The sequence below is a fragment of the Oscillibacter sp. UBA6647 genome, assembly GCA_002455655.1.
Taxonomy (GTDB): domain Bacteria; phylum Bacillota; class Clostridia; order Oscillospirales; family Oscillospiraceae; genus Oscillibacter.
In genome coordinates this window covers 13979-30619 of sequence record DKLF01000125.1, presented here as the reverse complement: position 1 = coordinate 30619, position 16641 = coordinate 13979, and the positions used below count along the sequence as shown (strand labels likewise).

Genomic DNA, 16641 nt, shown 5'->3' with positions numbered 1-16641 from the left:
TAAAATTATGGGATATTTAGCGCTTTGCGGAGGCCAAAAGTGTCTCCAGCTCCGCCTTTGTAAAGGCCTGTACACTGTCACAGAACCGGCAGGTCAGCTCTGCGCCGCCTTGATCGTCGATCAGGCTGCGCAGCTCCGCAGCGCCCATGGAGATCAAAGCCCGCTCCATCCGCTTTCGAGAACAGGTGCAGCGGTACTCTACGGGCCGCTCCTCCAGAATTTGCAGCTCAAATTCTGGCATCGCTGCCCGCAGCAGGTCCGCAGGCTCGGGATACTTCTCCAGAAGCGCCGTAACGGCACCGGCGGCTATCAGTCCGCTTTCCACCCGGGCAACGGTATCCTCGCCTGCGCCGGGCAGTAATTGGACAAGATAGCCCCCTGCGGCAAGCACACGCTGGTCCCGGTCCACCAGCACGCCCAGACCGCAGGCTGAAGGAATCTGCTCGGATTCCACGAAATAGGCCGCCAGATCCTCGGCGATCTCGCCGCCCATCAGGCCCACGCTGCCTACATACGGCTCCTTCATATTCAAATCACGAATGACAGTGAGGGTTCCCTCGCTGCCAACAGCACCGCCCACATTCAGCTTCCCGTCGGAGCGAAGGGGCAGTTCCACCGCGGGGTTGTCCACAGTGCCCCGGACGTTGCCCTCGTTGTCTGACACGGCCATCACAAGACCCAGCGGGCCGCCGCCACGGAATTGCAGAGACACGCTGGCGCCTTCCTCCTTCAGAGCGTTGCCCATCATGGAGGCCGCCGCCAGAGCGCGGCCCAAGGCTGCGGTGGCCACGGGCAGGGTGCGGTGAATATTTCGTGCCCGCTCGGTCAAGTCCCGGCTGGAGATGGCGGAGGCCTTAATATAGCCGTCCGCCGAGATTGCTCGTACAATTTTGTCGCTCATGCGTTGCTCCTTTTTCGCGTTTGTGATTGCGTTTTGCTGCTTTCCGGCTTGCGGCAGCGGAAAATCACCCGATCCTCGTCCGGGCGAGGGGCGGATTGGCGCAGGTCACCGGTGACGCGGATATCCTCAAAGCCCGCCGCCGCCAGCATAGAGCGCAGCTCGTCCTCCTCCCACGCCCGTTCCCGATGTTCCTCCCACGCGCGGTCCCATGCTCCGTCAGGACGCAGAGAAAACAGGTCTACCCCATAGGTGCAGACCCTGGTTTTTTCAGAAAAAGCTGTGCGCCAGACGCAGAAGGAGTCCTCTGTTTCATCCGTATACATTTCTCCGTCCATCCGCCGCAGCTTGTAAGGCGTGTTTACGTCGAACACAAACAGCCCGCCGGGGCGCAGCCATTTAAACACCCGGCGCAGCGTCTCTCGCATGGCGGCGTCGCCCGTCACGTAGTTCAGCGCGTCCAGAGTGGACACGGCGGCGTCCACCGGTTCGGGAAGACGCAGCCGAGTCATGGACTGGCAAATCAACAGGGGACGCCGCTCCTCAGACAGGGCCTCTGCCTTGCGGGCGGCCTCCGTCAGCATTTCCTCCGACAGGTCCGCTCCGGTCACCCGATAGCCCATAGCCGCCAGAAGACAGGTGACCGTACCGGTGCCGCAGCCAAGGTCCAGCACCGTTTCAACGTGCTGCGGTTCCTTTTGCAGCAGGCGGTGAAGATAGGCCGCCCGCTTCCGGTGGGCTCCATCGGCAATCAGCGCGTCATAGGCCCCGGCCAAGGACTGATAGCGGCTCATTTCTTCTTTTGGCGGTCGAAAATTACCTCGTATCCGCCCGCACCGTAGCTCAGCGACCGGTTTACCCGGCTGATGGTGGCGCTGGACGCTCCGGTGCGCTCCAAAATGTCGTTATAAATCAGCCCCTCATGCAGCAGCGTGGCTACCTCAAAGCGCTGCTCCATGGACCGCAGCTCCGAAACGGTGCACAGGTCCTGAAAGAAGTTGTAGCACTCCTCTTCGTTTTTCAACAGGAGAATTGCCTTATACAGCTCTCCATTTTTTTCTTTTTTTCCAATCTTGACCATGACTGGCTCCTTTCCAAACATAGGCGGCGTTTTGCCGCGATTCTGATTATTCATTTTACTATTTTACAGCATGAAAGTAAAGGGGGGTGCTGATTTTTTAAATTCTTGTCTAAACCCGATTCCAAAGTCTTCTTAGGACTGATGATAAGGGCACCTCCCCAGAGCCAATGGCATACGCTGGAGCATGAATCATTTCGGCCGGCGGGGAGCGTTCGCCGTCTTGAACCTGTGAAGGAGGCTGCCATGCGCGATCAGATAAAGCTGGAACCGTTTGTTGCCCAGCGGGAGTGGACGGTGGACGGAATCCCCGCGCTCACAGCGGAGTTATCCCTCCCTCGGCCCGTGGAAGAGGGAGAGCGGACGGACCGCAGGCTTGCGCGGTACTATCAGCTCTACGCCCGCGCCTACCTGCGCTATTGTGAGCGCTGGCTCTTTCCCCAGTCGGCGGAGGCCTGCCGGTTGGCCATGGAGAACAGCGCACCCATTCCGCAGGACTCCGCGCGACTCACCTACTGTGTCACCTGCAACGGCGGGGGCGTGTTGAGCCTGTACACCGAATCCGTGGAGCGGTGCGGCGGGCGGATGGAACGGAGACGGCACGGGGACACCTGGGACCTGCTCACCGGCGCGCCGATTCCACTCTCTGCCTGCTTTTCTAAAAAATACCCCTGGCGAAAGGTGCTGTTGCGGGAAGCGGAGACGGAAATGGAGCGACGGGAGCGGGCCGGAGCATCCCGGTATCGGGAGGGATGGCGGCGGCTTTTGCGCCGCAGCTTCAATCCGGATCATTTCTATCTCTCCGAGACGGAGCTTTTCTGGTTCTGGCAGACGTTGGCCATGGCCCCTTCCGGAGAGGGTGTCTCGGTTTTTTCCGTGCCCTATGGTGAAAATGATTGTTTTTTTCCCGGATTCCATGATATTATACAGGAGACAAAAGAGGAAACGGCGCGGGGAAAGATTTGAGTTCCCTGCCGGAAGGAGCAAGGATATGGAACATAAAATGGTAATGACCATCGGCCGGGAATTTGGCAGCGGTGGCAGGGAAATTGGCAAGCTGGCGGCCGAAAAGCTGGGGCTGCCTTATTACGACAAGGAGCTGATCGTGCTGGCGGCGGAAAAATCCGGCCTCAGCCCGGAGTATCTGGCGGGGCTTGACGAGCAGTCCGTCAGCAGCTTTTTGTATTCCTTTTCCGGGGCCAACTTCTCCATGGGAATGCGGTCGGGCAGCGTGAATTTGTTGCCTCCGGCGGATCAGTTGTTTTTATCCCAGTCCGAGGTCATTCGGGACATCGCCGCACAGGGCGGCGCGGTGATTGTGGGTCGCTGCGCGGACTATGTACTTCAGGAAAAGGGACCCCATGTAAACGTCTTCGTTCAGGCGCCCATGCGCAGCCGCATCAGGCGGGTGATGGAGCGGCATGGAATGGACCAGAAGGCGGCGGAGGCGCTGATGCTGAAAACCGACAAAAACCGCGCAAACTACTACTTCCACTTCACCGGTGAAAAGTGGGGCGACCGGAAGTGCTTTGATCTGGTGCTCTCCAGCGCCATCGGCATTGAGCCGTCGGTGAACATGATTACGGACTATTATCTTCAAGTGGAGGCAGGCCTTCAAAAATAAACGCTGCAAGGGTCCGGCAAAGAGAGAACCTCCGGGAGCCGGAAAGCCGGGCCTTGGAAAGGCGGAGAAGTTATGGGACGCAGGCTAAAAAGGCGCGGCGCGGCAGGGGGGAGGGCGATAGGGGTATCGCTCCCTGCCGTGCTGCTTTTTTTCTCCGCTCCCGTCGCCCGCGCGGCGGACGAGTCTTTTTTTCAGGCTGCCATCCGGCATCCCCACGCGCTGGTGTTTGCGGGACTTGTTGCGTTGCTGGCGGCGGGGCTTGCTTTTTTGCTGTGGGACAACCATCGGAGACGCTCCATGATCCGGGAGGCGCGGGAGCGGGAAGGGCAGCTTCAAAACATGATGGATTTGGTGCCCGGCGGCATCTGCTCTTTCCGCGTGGATGAAGAGGTATGCTTTGAAACGCTTCATTTCAACACGGGCTTTTACCAGATACTGGGCTATTCCGAGCCGGAGAAGGGCGAAATCGTCAACCCGATGCTGAACGTCCATCCCGACGACCGGGCGGTCCTGCGGAAACAGCTTGCCCTCTGCCGACAGGGCGGGGAAACCATTCGTGCGACCTTCCGCATCCTGCGGCAGGACGGAAACTATTTCTGGATTGCGCTGAAAGCCTCCCCCGCCCCACGGGAGGGCGACGGGCGGACTTATTATGGCGTATTCAGCGACGTGGACGAGCTGAAACGCCTTCAGGAGAATCTGGAGGAAAACGAGCGCATGCTTCAGGCGGCCATGGACCATGCCGACGTGGATTCGTGGATATACGACCCGGCACTCCACACGCTGCGCACCAGCAAACGCGCCTGCGCGCTGTTTGGCGTGCCCAGCGTGCTGGAGAACTATCCCCAGTCCTGGTTTGAGCAGAATATTACGCTTGAGGAGGACATCCCCAGACTGCAAAAGGAGATAGACGCCATTGATCAGGGCGCGCCCTTTGCCTCCTGCGAGGTGCGGGAGCGCACGGTGAGCGGGGACATCCGATGGATTAAGATGACCTCCCTGTACGACGCGGAGGGAAACCGCACGCGGGTGCTTTGCACCGGCGTGGTGTGCACCCAGCTTCACAGGGAGATCGAGCGGTATGAGCGGCAGAACCAGCGCTTGCGGGCGCTTGTGTCCAGTGCGGTGGCTTCGGCGCACCTGAATCTGACGAAAAACACCTGCAAGATGGGGCCTTCCCTATATCCGGAATTTTTGGAGGGGCTGGACGGAACGGCGGATGCACTGTTCAAGGGCATGAAAAAGCGTACCGCCGCACCGGAGCAGTGCGAAGAATTTGCCCGGCGATTCAACCGCGCGGCCCTGCTGGACGCGTATACCCGGGGGACTACTATGCTGACCTTCGAGCGCAACTGCCGGATCGGTGGTGCGTACCGCTGGCTGACCGTGCGGGTGGACATCACGGAAAACCCCGTGACCAACGACGTGGAGGCTAACATCTACTCCTTTGACATCGACGATCAAAAGTCCATGGAGCAGATTATGGATACCGTCATCCGCCGGGAATACCTGATGATTCTGCGCATCGACCTGAATGCGAATACCGCTCGGATTTTTGCATCGCAGGACAAGGACCGTTGCATCCGGGAGGTTCCCGAAGCGGAGGCAGCCCTGCTTGGCGTTGTCCGGGACTCCTTTGCCGGAGAGGACTTGGAAGAGACGCTGAAGCGCCTGCATTTCAGTGAAATCCGGGCCCGGCTCAGCGACAGCGTGGAATACACCGTCTATGCCGACTGCCGCAGCAGCGCCGGAGAAATCCGGCGGGTGCGCTATTCCTTTGTCTGGCTGGATAAGGAGAGCAATATCATCTGCTGCACCATGGCGGACTCCACCGACGCTTTTGTCAAAGAGCGCCGCCGCAGCGAGGCGCTGCGTGCCGCACTGGAGGAGGCCCGCCGTGCCAATCAGGCGAAAAGCGAATTTCTTTCCCGTATGAGCCACGAAATCCGCACGCCCATGAACGCCATTCTGGGGCTGACCCAACTGGCGCGGGAAAATGCGCTGGATTCCGAGGCAATGGGAATGCTGGATAAAATTCAGGTGTCCGGCGAATACCTGCTGGGGCTGATTAACGACGTTCTGGACATGAGCCGGATTGAGTCGGGCCACATCGAGCTGCACCCCGAAACTGTAAACACGGGGGCGCTGCTTGGGGATATCCTTGCGCTGATTTTGCCACGCATGGAGGAAAAGGGCATTCGCTTTCATCTGGACGCAAGCGGCATCACGCCGTATGTGGTGGTAGACCGGCTGCGCATCCAGCAGGTGTACATCAATATCCTGAGCAACGCCGTCAAGTTTTCAAGGCCCGGCTCGGAGATTTTCTGCACGGTACGTCACACTCCCCGCGGAGATGATAAAATTTCCAGCACCATTGTCTTCCGGGATCAGGGCTGCGGCATGAGCCCAGAATTTCTCAGCCGGGTGTTCGAGCCCTTTGAGCAGGAGAACAACGGCTATCAGCATCCCCAGCTTGGAACGGGGTTGGGCCTTGCCATCGTGAAAAATCTGGTGGAGGAAATGGGCGGCACCGTCTCCGCCAAAAGCGAGCTGGGTCGGGGCAGCGAGTTTACCGTGCGAATCACCATGCCCAAAGGGTGTCCGCCGGAGGAGGCGGAGGAAGCGGCTGCCGCTCGCGCCCCCCGGACGATTCTTGCGGGAAAGCGGGTTTTGCTGGTGGAGGACCACCCCGTCAACACGGAGATCGCAAAGCGGATGCTTTCCATGGGGGGAATGCAGGTGGACCACGCGGAAAACGGCCAGGTGGCGCTGGAGCGCTATCTTACCGGGGAAGTGGGCTACTACGATGCGGTTTTGATGGATATTCGCATGCCGGTGATGAACGGAATCGAGGCGACAAAGGCCATCCGCGCCTCAGGGCGGGGCGACGCGCAGAGCATTCCCATTATCGCTATGACTGCCAACGCCTTTGCCCATGACCGGCAGGAAACCCGGGCTGCGGGGATGAACGCCCATCTTTCAAAGCCTGTGCGACGGGAGGAACTGCTGCAAGTGCTGGGGGAATTTATAAAGTAAAACAGGGGGAGCGTGGACGCTCTCTCTGCGCAGGTGCGCGGGCAAGCTGAAAGCGGACGCCGCGACTGCCGAATTGTCGTCCGGCTCTGCGTAGAGATACACGGACAAGCTGAAAGGGCACGGGGAAGTATCTTCCCCGTGCCCTTTCTTTTGCGCCGCCAGTGGGCGGCTGCGTTTTACGTAAATCCGTGATTTCTCAGTCAATCGTGAGCGTATATCCCTCCGGCAGCGCCGCGCCCAGAAGAAGGTTTACACTGTCGGCGGCCTTTTCCCGGCCCTCCTTCAAAAGCCCTTTGTCCAGCGCCCTTTTCTCCATGGCGGCCTTCTGGTCTGATTGGAAGGCAGTGAAATCCTCCACGGTAAAGGGGTTGAAAATAGAGGCTTTTTCGTCGAAAACCTCCACGCTGTTTTCGTCGATCTCGTGGGAGAGAATCTCCGCCTGCGGCAGGCGGATATGTACCTCAGTGCCGGAAATGTCCACCGAGGCCTTACGTAAATTCACCCCTGCCTTAATCTCCCCGTCGTAGGTGAGGATAAATTTCTTAGTGGTGAAGGGCAGTGTCATCCCGTAGAATACGTTTTTGTTTTCAAACTGCGCCATATTCGTATAGGACCAGCTAACGCTTGCCAGCTCACTGATTTCCTCCAGCCGGTTTTCCAGAACCACTGCGTCAAGCTCTGTGATCTCTTCCACCCCGCCGCCGAAGCGCCCGGCAAGAAAGCCCGCGACGCCAACCAAGGCGCACAGAACCGCGCCCAAAAGCACCAGCCGCACCGTTCGTAAGGGGCGAAACCAAAAGCGCCGTTTGCGCCGTGTCCCGGCTGCATGTTCCTGCCGCCCGGACTTGCCCGCTTCCGCGGCCTCCGCCGCAGCGGCTTCCTCTGTTTCGTCAATTTTTATGGGTTCCAGAGTTTCCATGCGCCCGCTCCTCTCGTCATACTAAAAGGCAGCCGCCATACTCCGTCGGAAAAGCTGGTTTTCCACAGGCAACGCGGCTCTGTTTACTCGGCGCGGGGACAGCGCCCCGCCCTTCAGAAAAGGGCGGCTGCACCGGATAAACTGGAAAACAGTATACGCCGCTGCAAAATATTTGGCAAGAGAAGCCCGGAAAATTGCTCGAAAATTGCCGGAACAGACGGAGACCGGGTTAGAGTACAAAGCAATAAATCGCCGCAAAGTGGAACGCTGTCCCGGCAAGAATCAGCAGGTGAAACAGCTCGTGAAAGGTCCACTCTGCCGAGATGTTGGGCTTTTTAATTGCGTAAAACACCGCCCCCACGGAATAGCTCACGCCCCCCAGCGCCACCAGCGTCATGCAGGGCTGGCCCACAGACGAAAAATCCTTGGCAACAAACAGAACTGCCCAGCCCATGACGAGATAAACCGCCGTGGACAAAATCCGAGGCGCATTCAGCCACGCCAGCTTGATGACGATTCCCAAAAGCGCCACCGCCCACAGCGCAACGCAAAACCGCACGCCCGTAGGCTGGGGCAGCAATACCATGGCAAAGGGCGTGTAGCTTCCGGCAATCAGCACGTAGATCATGCTGTGGTCCATCTTGCGCAAAAAGCGCTTTGCCCCGGGTGTTGTGTCGCAGCCGGGATAGTAATGGTAAACCGCGCTGGCAGTGTACAGTGCCAGCGCCGACAGGCAAAATACCATCGCCGCCCACAGAGTTTTGGCGCTCACGCCCAGCGCAACGCCCCGCAGAGCCATCACCACGCAGCCCACAAGGGCGCCAACAGCCCCCAGGGCATGGGTCCCAAAGCTCACGCGGTCCTGCGCCTTTGCCACGAAATCACGCATACAGATCCCACCTCTCAGTCCGTTTTCAGATAAATATAGTTTTGATTATTATATTACATCATGTTAAGAATATTTCAAGTAGTTTTTCAAATTTTTACTCCGTCGTTTTCCACAAAACCGAACCTAAAAATTTTTTAGCCCACCTGCTTGCAAATTATACGTATGTCCGATACAATAGACACAATTAAAAAATGATAGCTGGAACGAAGTGCTCTGCGCACGGGCTGACGCCTATCATTTCTTGTTGTCTTGAGGGGCGTTTCAAACCGATGGTGGTTTGGGGCGCTTTTCTTTTTATAGACCGAGAGAAAATGGGAAGATTGAATGATAATAAAGGAAGACAGGAGGCTTTTCAAATGATTTTATTGGCAAACGGAAAGGTCATTACCCGGGACGCGGAGGGCGTTGGCTACTATCCTGACGGAGGAGTCGTCACCGACGGAGGCAAAATCGTGGCCGTGGGCGGGACCGCGGAGCTGAAAGCCCAGTATCCCCAGGCGGAGTATGTGGACGCGGGCGGCGGCGTCATCATGCCCGGCCTGATTAACGCCCACACCCATATTTATTCCGCGCTGGCCCGGGGACTGAGCATCAATGGCAACAACCCCTCCAATTTCCTGGAGGTGCTGGAGGGGACCTGGTGGGCCATCGACCGCAATCTGGATCTGGAGGCCACAAAAGCCTCCGCGCAGGCGCTGGTCATCGACTGCATCAAGCAGGGCGTCACCACCTTTTTCGATCACCACGCATCCTTCTGCGAGATTCCCGGCTCTCTCATGAGAATCGCGGAGGTCACGAAGGAGATGGGCATGCGGGCATGCCTTTGCTATGAGGTTTCCGACCGGGACGGGGAGGAAAAGGCCATCCAATCCGTGCAGGAGAACAAGGACTTTATCGACTATTGCGAGAAACACCCCGACGATATGCTCAAGGCCCTGTTCGGCGGGCATGCCCTATTCACCATTTCTGACAAGACCTTTGACCGCATGGTGGCCGCCAACAACGGGCGCGTGGGCTTCCATATCCATGTGTCCGAGGGAATGAACGACGTGTACGACAGCCTGCAAAACTATGGCCGCCGTCCCGTTCAGCGGCTTCAGGACCACGAAATTCTGGGGCCGAAGACCCTGCTTGGCCACTGCATCCACGTAAACACCGCGGAAATGGATTTGATTAAGGCCACCGACACCATGTGCGTCAACAATCCCGAGAGCAACATGGGCAATGCCGTGGGCATCTCCCCGATTTTGCAGCTTTGCAAAAAAGGCATTCTGGTGGGCCTTGGCACCGACGCGTATACCAACGACATGCTGGAGTCTATTAAGGTGGCCCTGTGCTCCCAGCGGAGCAACGCGTGCCTGCCCAACGTGGGCTGGTGCGAGGTCACAGACATGCTCTTCCGCAACAACGCGAAAATTGCGGGCCGCTCCTTTGAAACGCCCTTGGGCGTTCTGCGCCCCGGCGCGGCGGCGGACGTGATCGTCATGGACTATAAGCCGTACACCCCCTTCTCCGATGAGAATATCGACGGGCATATGCTCTTCGGCATGACGGGCCGCCAGTGCAAGACCACCATGATCAACGGCAAGGTTTTGATGAAGGACCGGGTTTTGACCGAGATCGACGAGGACGCGGTCAACGCCCGCATTCTGGAAAGCTCCAAGCGTCTTTGGGGTCGGTTGAACCACAGAGAGTATTGAGATGAAGGGACGGGGCGTCCGCCGTGGCGGCGGAACAGCCCGCCCTGTCCTTCAAGGCATGAGGAAAAAATATAACGGAGGTAAACGGAAATGAGCGAATTGATGACCCCCATCCCGTTTCGGGAACTGATGGCATGGACCGTCTCGGAGCACCAGCAGGAGGGTACCGTGTTCGGCGCCCGTCGGCCCTATCTGGCCGGGACGAAGACCCTTCCCATTTTCGGCGAGAAGCTTGAAACTCCCTTTGGCCCGGCGGCAGGCCCCGCCACCCAGCTTGCACAGAACATCATCGCCGGATACTACACCGGAGCCCGGTTCTTCGAGCTGAAAACCGTTCAGAAAATGGACGGCGCGGAGCTGGCGGCCTGCGTCAACAAGCCCTGCATTCTGGCAGAAGACGAGTGCTATAACTGCGAGTGGTCCACAGAGCTGTATGTCTCTCAGGCGTTTGAGGAATACGTAAAGGCTTGGTGCGCCTGCAAGATGATGGCCCGGCTGTACGGGCTGGGCGACCCCGACGGGTTTGTGTTCAACATGTCCGTGGGCTATGACCTTGAGGGCATCAAGGGCAAGAAGATCGACGATTTCCTAAACGGCATGGCCGACGCGTCCGAAACGCCGATTTTTAAAGAGTGCATCGCCGTTTTGCGGCAGATGTTCCCTGCGGAGGAAGACTTTATCGCCTCCATCTCCCCCCGGGTTTCCCGCAGCGTCACCGTTTCCACGCTCCATGGCTGCCCGCCGGACGAGATTGAGCGGATTGCAAGTTACCTGATTGAGGAAAAGCATTTCCACACCTTCGTGAAGTGCAATCCCACCATTTTGGGCTATGAGACGGCCCGTACTGTGCTGGATTTCATGGGCTATGACTATATCTCCTTCGACGAGCACCATTTTCAGGAGGATTTGCAGTATGCCGACGCGGTGCCTATGTTCCACCGGCTGATGGCGCTGGCTGCAAAGCACAGTCTGGAATTCGGCTTGAAGCTGTCCAACACCTTCCCCGTGGACGTGACCCGCAAGGAACTGCCCTCCGAGGAAATGTATATGGCGGGCAAGTCTCTTTTCCCCTTGACTACCATTATGGCGGCCCGTATTGCCAAGGAATTTGGCGGGCGGCTGCGCCTGTCCTATGCGGGCGGCGCGGATTTCTTCAACATCGACAAGCTGTTTGCCTGCGGCATCTGGCCCATCACCATGGCCACCACAGAGTTGAAGCCCGGCGGCTATCAGCGCTTTAAGCAGATTGCCGAGAAGCTTGAAACGCTCCGTTACGAGCCGTTTATCTCCGTGGACGTGGAGGGCATCGAGGCATTGTCGCTGGAGGCGCGGCGGGATAAATACCATGTCAAGCCGGTTAAGCCCCTGCCCCGGCGGAAGCTGTATGAAAAGGTGCCGCTGCTGAGCTGCTTCACCGCCCCCTGCGAGGGCGGCTGTCCCATCCATCAGGACATTCCGGAGTATATTGAGCTGTGCCATCAGGGCCGGTATGCGGACGCATTGCGCCTGATTATCGAGAAAAACCCCCTGCCATTTATCACCGGCACCATCTGCACCCATCACTGTATGGACAAGTGTACCCGGAATTTCTATGAGGACTCCGTGCAGATTCGCGCCACCAAGCTGGTAGCTGCCGAAAAGGGCTATGACGAGGTGATGCGCACGCTCAAGGCCCCCGTTCCCGCCAATAGCGGCGTGAAGGCTGCCATCGTGGGCGGCGGACCCTCCGGATTGTCGGCGGCGTTCTTCCTTGGCCGGGCGGGAATCCCCTGCACCATTTTTGAAAAGGCGGACACCCTTGGCGGCGTGGTGCGTCAGGTCATCCCCGGTTTCCGCATCAGCGACGAGGCCATTCAGAAGGACGTGGATCTGGTTTTGAAAATGGGTGCCGAGGTTCGCTGCGGCGCGCCTGCCCCCTCCGTGACTGAGCTGAAGGCACAGGGCTATACCCACATCTATTTCGCCGTGGGCGCGTGGAAGCCCGGCAATTTGAATATCCCCGGCAACGTGGCTCCCGTCATCGGCTGGATGAAGGACCTGAAGGACGGGAAAGAGGTGTCTCTTGGCCATGTGGTCGTGGTCGGCGGCGGAAACACCGCCATGGACGCGGCCCGGGTTGCCCTTCGGGCGGGAGCCAAGTCCTCCACGCTGGTTTATCGCCGGACGAAGAAATATATGCCCGCCGACGCGGAGGAACTGGACCTTGCCATTGCTGACGGTGTGCGCTTTTTGGAGCTGGTAAGCCCCTTTGAGCAGAAAAACGGGACGCTGCTGTGCAAGCGGATGAAGCTGGGCGAGCCGGACGCCTCTGGCCGGCGCGTGCCGGTGGAGACGGGCGAAACCGTGGAAATCAACTGCGACACGGTGGTTTCCGCCGTGGGTGAGCAGGTGGACACCCAGTTCCTCACAGAGAATGGCATCAAGCTGGATAACATTGGCTGCCCTGCCTTTATTACCAATCTGGAAGGCGTGTTCTGCGGCGGCGACGTGCGCCGCGGTCCTGCCACGGTGGTGGAGTGCATCGCAGACGCGCAGGGCTTTGCCAATCAGGTGTTGAAAACCTTCCGCAATTCCGTGAACTTCCCTGCAAACGCCCAGTCCTCCCGGGAGGAGGCGGTGGCCAAGCGCGGCATCCTGTGTGAATCCGCCAAGTGCGAGGGAGAACGCTGCCTAAGCTGCAACGTGGTGTGTGAAAGCTGCGCCGACGTGTGTCCCAACCGGGCCAATGTCTCCATTGAAATGCCCGACGGGCGGCGGGAGATTCTCCATGTGGACCGTATGTGCAACGAGTGCGGCAACTGCGCCGTGTTCTGCCCCTACGACTCCGCGCCCTACCGCGATAAGTTTACCCTGTTCCACAGCAAGGAGGACTTTGACGAAACGGAGGGCAACTCCGGCTTCCTGCCCCTTGACGGGCGCAAGGTTCTGGTCCGGCTGAACGGAACGGTTTCCGAAGCCGATCTGGACGGGGAGAATACCCTGCCCAAGGATATCGAGTGCGTGATTCTCACGGTGTTCAGCCGATACGGCTATTTGATGGGCTGAGCGCCTCATTGAGAAGCTTTTTCTCCAAAAGGCTGCTCCATACTGTAAGAAGGTCCGCCGAATGCAGATTCGGCGGGCCTTTTTACGGACATAGCCTCAAACTTGCCTCAATTGTTGCAGCAATCAATTGAAAAGCGAAAGCAGCGGCTGGAATGAACATTTTTCCGGGGGCGGGCGAATAATTTTCAACCCGGAGTTTCCTCCTGCGGTGCGGATTTCTCCCACCGCAGGCGCACATAGCCGAAAACGATCCAGATTGCCGCGAGGCACAGCGCCATCGCTGCCATTGCCGGGGATGCTTGCCCGATAATGGAAACGCTATTGTTGGATGCCGTTCTGACCCACGTGTCGCGGTATTCCTGAAGGCGCGGCAGCCAATAGGTGTACCGCAGTAGCCCTGTCATCTGCCAGCATAGCGCCGTCATCCCCCACTGGAGAGGAATCCACCGCCGAAGGCCCCGTTTCAGCAGCGGCAGCGTGAACAGCGCCGCCAGGACCAACAGCAGCAGGGCAAATCGGGGCTTCGCCGCCTCGATTTTTTCCAGAAGGGGCGGCGCGTGAAATAGGAGAGGGACCAATAGGCACAGGCCAGCAGGGGAATCACTGCCGGGATCACCCGTTGCCAGCCGGGCTTTTCCATACGAAGGCGCAGCCTTGCGCAATTGTGCCGCGTGCTCTCTAATTCTCCGCAGATCCGAAGCAGGCATCTCGCCGCTGCCGTCGGTTCTTCCGACGTGCTCCATGTGCGCAGAAAATACCCTGTCGCCGCCGTCAATGCCAGCGTCAGAAGCAAAGCGGCCCTGGTGGCGTACAGCGTATTCATCTGCAAGCCGCGGAAAAGTGTTTCCGGGTGTTCTGCTATCGGGGTGCTTATCGTGACCAGAGAGCGCAATCCAAATATCAGCGCCAGCGTCCGGGTGCACAGCGCTAGATTTACCGCCGCGTTCATGATGAGATTTGCCCCGAAAAACCAGCGGCTGCGATAGGTGTAATATCGCTGAAGATATGCGCCGTAAGCCATGCAGCCCAGATACCCAAGATAGCATATTGCCGTGGGCATAAATAAATCAAGCAGGAAAAACATCGCGCCGCCGCCCAGAGCAAACGCGTAGGACAGTAGATTCTGCCAATCTGTTTGGCTTATCCGGCGCGCCGGGTCATCCCCGTCCAGCAGATCGTCCACAGTGATGCCCAGCGCCCGAGCCAAAGGCACTAAAAGCTCCACGTCCGGGTAGCCGCCCTCCGTCTCCCAACGGGACACAGTTTTATTGCTGACGCCCAGTGTGTCGGCCAGTTCCTGCTGAGTCAGCTTTCGCTCTCGGCGAAAGCGGCGTAGCCGCTCGCTGAAGGATTCGATCAACTTCCTCTCTTTATGAGGGCAGTATATCACCGATCGCCGGGTTTTTCCATCCCGTTCACCGGGAGTTAAGTCCCGCGTTTCGGGAGACTGTTCCACACCGGGTGTGTATGGGGCTTTAACAGGAATAGGAGAAGATACAAGTCCCTTTTGCGGTGCTGAGAGAAAAGCGTCTTAAAAATTAGACGGTGCGGAGAAAAATGAAAATATTCCGAATAATTATTGATGCTTTTAGAATTTTGAAACAGTCTGCGGAATTGAAATGCGTGAAATATCCCGCTAATTTTCTTGAAAATTTGAAAATTAGACGTGTTTTGGATGAGGCGGTGCTATACTGCGGTTAGTTTCAAACGCGATGCTGCGGATTTGTCGCGCAGAGTGCTTGTTTCCGCGGATAAATTTCGGATACCTGATTGATCCTAAAGCATCAATATTTTTTATGGAGGAAATTGATATGTCAAAGCTTGTAGAGTGCATTCCCAATTTCAGCGTCAGTAAGGAAAAAGACGAGCCGGTGTTTCAGGGCCTGGTGGACGTGGCGAACTCCATTCCCGGCTGCACGGTGATGGACGTTCAGTCCGACGGCACCCACAACCGCTGCGTGTTCACTCTGGTGGGCTCTCCCGAGGGCATTGAAGAGGCCGCCTTCCAGCTGTGCAAAAAGGCCACCGAGACGATTGACCTCACCAAGCACGAGGGCGCGCATCCCCGTATGGGTGCCACCGACGTCATTCCCTTTGTCCCCACCATGGATATCTCCGTGGAGGAGTGCGTGGAAATCAGCAAGCATGTGGCCCAGCGCATTTGGGACGAGCTGAAGGTCCCCAGCTTCCTGTATGAGGATTCCGCTTCCTCTCCCGACCGCGTGAATCTGGCGAAAGTCCGTAAGGGCCAGTTCGAGGGAATGCCCGAGAAGCTGCTTTTGCCCGAGTGGGCTCCCGACTACGGCGAGCGCAAGATTCACCCCACCGCAGGCATTATTGCCATCGGCGCGCGGATGCCTCTGGTTGCCTTCAACGTGAATCTGGATACCGACAACGTGGAGGTTGCCAAGGAGATTGCCAAGGCAATCCGCGGCTCCTCCGGCGGCTTCAAGCACTGCAAGGCCATCGGCCTGCTGCTGGAGGACCGGAACATTGCGCAGGTTTCCATGAACATGGTGAACTATGAGGGAACCCCCCTGTACTACACCTACGAGATGATTCGTGCTCTGGCCGACCGGTACGGCGTGCGCATTCTCGGCACCGAGGTGGTGGGCCTGACCCCGGCCAAGGCCCTGATCGACTGCGCCGAGTTCTATCTCAAGATTGAGAATTTCAACTGCCGCAATCAGGTGATGGAATACCACCTGATCGACATGGAATAAGGAGGCGGACATGAAGCTTGTTGACCAGACACTTTCCGGTTTTGTAGACCTGACGGCCTCCAACGCCCCCGCTCCCGGCGGCGGAGCCGCCTCTGCGCTGGAGGGAGCCATGGGCGCGGCGCTGACCGCCATGGTCTGCTCCCTGACTCAGGGAAAGAAGAAGTATGAAGAGTATCAGGAGCTGACCGCCGGTGTCGCCGATCAGGCGCAGGCGCTGAAGGCAAAGTTTGTGGACGTGATTGACCGGGACACCGAGGCGTTCAACGCCGTGTCTGCCGTGTTTGCCATGCCCAAGGACACCGATGAGGAAAAAACCGCCCGCTCCGGCGCGATGCTCACCGCCCTCAAGGGCTGCACGGAGACGCCCTTTGAGATGATGGAGCTGTCTTATGCCGCTCTGGAGCTGACTGACCGGGTGGTGGGCAAGTCCAACGCCAGCGCCGCCAGTGATCTGGGCTGCGCGGCTCTGAGCCTGAAGGCCGCGATTCAGGGCGCGTGGCTGAACGTGCTTATCAACATTGGCGGGATGAAAGATCAGGAATTTGCCGACCGCTACCGCGCACAGGGCGAGGCCCTTTTGGCAAAGGCCCTGCCCTTGGCAGACTCCATTTATGAAAAGGTTCTTAATTCACTTTAAATTATAAAAACCGATGGTTTCAGTCGGAAAGTGTGATATAATGAACGCTACAATTCGGCGCATCTCCCCGGAGGAATATGCCGCCTCCCGCT

The 16641-nt window shown here is 58.1% G+C and carries 13 protein-coding genes; 7 read left to right on the top strand and 6 right to left on the bottom strand.

All coding sequences use genetic code 11. The features are described 5' to 3' along the window. Positions 1–16: 16 nt before the first annotated feature. Genes hslO through B2W96_RS09280 form a run of 3 tightly spaced genes read right to left on the bottom strand, consistent with a single transcriptional unit; the run spans position 17 to position 1979 of the window. Positions 17–901, bottom strand: coding sequence for an Hsp33 family molecular chaperone HslO (gene hslO, locus B2W96_RS09290; RefSeq protein ID WP_293010010.1), 885 nt, complete (start codon positions 899–901; stop codon positions 17–19). Further along, complete coding sequence (locus B2W96_RS09285) at positions 898–1692, bottom strand: class I SAM-dependent DNA methyltransferase (RefSeq protein ID WP_293010009.1); 795 nt, start codon at positions 1690–1692, stop codon at positions 898–900. Before B2W96_RS09285 ends, hslO begins: the two co-directional genes overlap by 4 nt. Continuing rightward, entirely contained in the window at positions 1689–1979 is a 291-nt protein-coding gene (locus tag B2W96_RS09280) for a YerC/YecD family TrpR-related protein (RefSeq protein ID WP_293010008.1), read from the bottom strand. The genes B2W96_RS09285 and B2W96_RS09280 overlap by 4 nt, the downstream gene beginning before the upstream one ends. Positions 1980–2222: 243 nt before the next feature. Between B2W96_RS09280 and B2W96_RS09275 the strand changes: the two genes are divergently transcribed. The 3 genes from B2W96_RS09275 (at position 2223) to B2W96_RS09265 (ending at position 6636) form a co-directional block, all read left to right on the top strand. Next, positions 2223–2942 (top strand): hypothetical protein, encoded by a 720-nt coding sequence (locus tag B2W96_RS09275; protein ID WP_293010007.1) that lies wholly within the window; start codon positions 2223–2225, stop codon positions 2940–2942. 25 nt (positions 2943–2967) lie between these two features. Then, positions 2968–3600: an AAA family ATPase gene (locus B2W96_RS09270; RefSeq protein ID WP_293010006.1), complete on the top strand. Its 633-nt coding sequence runs from the start codon at positions 2968–2970 to the stop codon at positions 3598–3600. Between the two features lie 138 nt (positions 3601–3738). Then, positions 3739–6636 (top strand): ATP-binding protein, encoded by a 2898-nt coding sequence (locus B2W96_RS09265; protein WP_293010005.1) that lies wholly within the window; start codon positions 3739–3741, stop codon positions 6634–6636. 196 nt (positions 6637–6832) lie between these two features. Here B2W96_RS09265 and B2W96_RS09260 read toward each other — a convergent pair whose 3' ends face one another. Next, positions 6833–7555, bottom strand: coding sequence for a DUF4230 domain-containing protein (locus tag B2W96_RS09260; RefSeq protein ID WP_293010004.1), 723 nt, complete (start codon positions 7553–7555; stop codon positions 6833–6835). Between the two features lie 229 nt (positions 7556–7784). Beyond that, positions 7785–8444, bottom strand: coding sequence for a PAQR family membrane homeostasis protein TrhA (gene trhA, locus B2W96_RS09255; protein WP_293010003.1), 660 nt, complete (start codon positions 8442–8444; stop codon positions 7785–7787). A gap of 356 nt (positions 8445–8800) precedes the next feature. Here trhA and ssnA point away from each other — a divergent pair, with 356 nt between their 5' ends. Both ssnA and ygfK read left to right on the top strand, forming a co-directional pair. Further along, positions 8801–10144 carry a putative aminohydrolase SsnA gene (gene ssnA / locus B2W96_RS09250; RefSeq protein ID WP_293010002.1) on the top strand — a complete coding sequence of 448 codons (1344 nt, stop codon included), beginning with the start codon at positions 8801–8803 and terminating at the stop codon, positions 10142–10144. A gap of 90 nt (positions 10145–10234) precedes the next feature. Then, complete coding sequence (gene ygfK / locus B2W96_RS09245) at positions 10235–13189, top strand: putative selenate reductase subunit YgfK (protein ID WP_293010001.1); 2955 nt, start codon at positions 10235–10237, stop codon at positions 13187–13189. A 463-nt stretch (positions 13190–13652) separates the two neighbouring features. On the opposite strand, the gene B2W96_RS09240 is transcribed toward ygfK, so the two are convergent. Next, positions 13653–14549, bottom strand: a complete 897-nt coding sequence (locus B2W96_RS09240) for a helix-turn-helix domain-containing protein (RefSeq protein WP_293010000.1) — start codon at positions 14547–14549, stop codon at positions 13653–13655. Positions 14550–15000: 451 nt separating this feature from the next. Between B2W96_RS09240 and ftcD the strand changes: the two genes are divergently transcribed. Both ftcD and B2W96_RS09230 read left to right on the top strand, forming a co-directional pair. Next, positions 15001–15912: a glutamate formimidoyltransferase gene (gene ftcD / locus B2W96_RS09235; protein WP_293009999.1), complete on the top strand. Its 912-nt coding sequence runs from the start codon at positions 15001–15003 to the stop codon at positions 15910–15912. Positions 15913–15922: 10 nt separating this feature from the next. Beyond that, complete coding sequence (locus B2W96_RS09230) at positions 15923–16549, top strand: cyclodeaminase/cyclohydrolase family protein (protein WP_293009998.1); 627 nt, start codon at positions 15923–15925, stop codon at positions 16547–16549. Positions 16550–16641 lie beyond the last annotated feature (92 nt).

Coding starts and splice junctions, on each gene's coding strand:
- B2W96_RS09260 (WP_293010004.1), bottom strand. CDS start 7,555: ATGGAAACTCTGGAACCCATAAAAATTGACGAAACAGAGGAAGCCGCT.
- B2W96_RS09230 (WP_293009998.1), top strand. CDS start 15,923: ATGAAGCTTGTTGACCAGACACTTTCCGGTTTTGTAGACCTGACGGCC.
- B2W96_RS09275 (WP_293010007.1), top strand. CDS start 2,223: ATGCGCGATCAGATAAAGCTGGAACCGTTTGTTGCCCAGCGGGAGTGG.
- ygfK (WP_293010001.1), top strand. CDS start 10,235: ATGAGCGAATTGATGACCCCCATCCCGTTTCGGGAACTGATGGCATGG.
- ssnA (WP_293010002.1), top strand. CDS start 8,801: ATGATTTTATTGGCAAACGGAAAGGTCATTACCCGGGACGCGGAGGGC.
- hslO (WP_293010010.1), bottom strand. CDS start 901: ATGAGCGACAAAATTGTACGAGCAATCTCGGCGGACGGCTATATTAAG.
- trhA (WP_293010003.1), bottom strand. CDS start 8,444: ATGCGTGATTTCGTGGCAAAGGCGCAGGACCGCGTGAGCTTTGGGACC.
- B2W96_RS09285 (WP_293010009.1), bottom strand. CDS start 1,692: ATGAGCCGCTATCAGTCCTTGGCCGGGGCCTATGACGCGCTGATTGCC.
- ftcD (WP_293009999.1), top strand. CDS start 15,001: ATGTCAAAGCTTGTAGAGTGCATTCCCAATTTCAGCGTCAGTAAGGAA.
- B2W96_RS09280 (WP_293010008.1), bottom strand. CDS start 1,979: ATGGTCAAGATTGGAAAAAAAGAAAAAAATGGAGAGCTGTATAAGGCA.
- B2W96_RS09270 (WP_293010006.1), top strand. CDS start 2,968: ATGGAACATAAAATGGTAATGACCATCGGCCGGGAATTTGGCAGCGGT.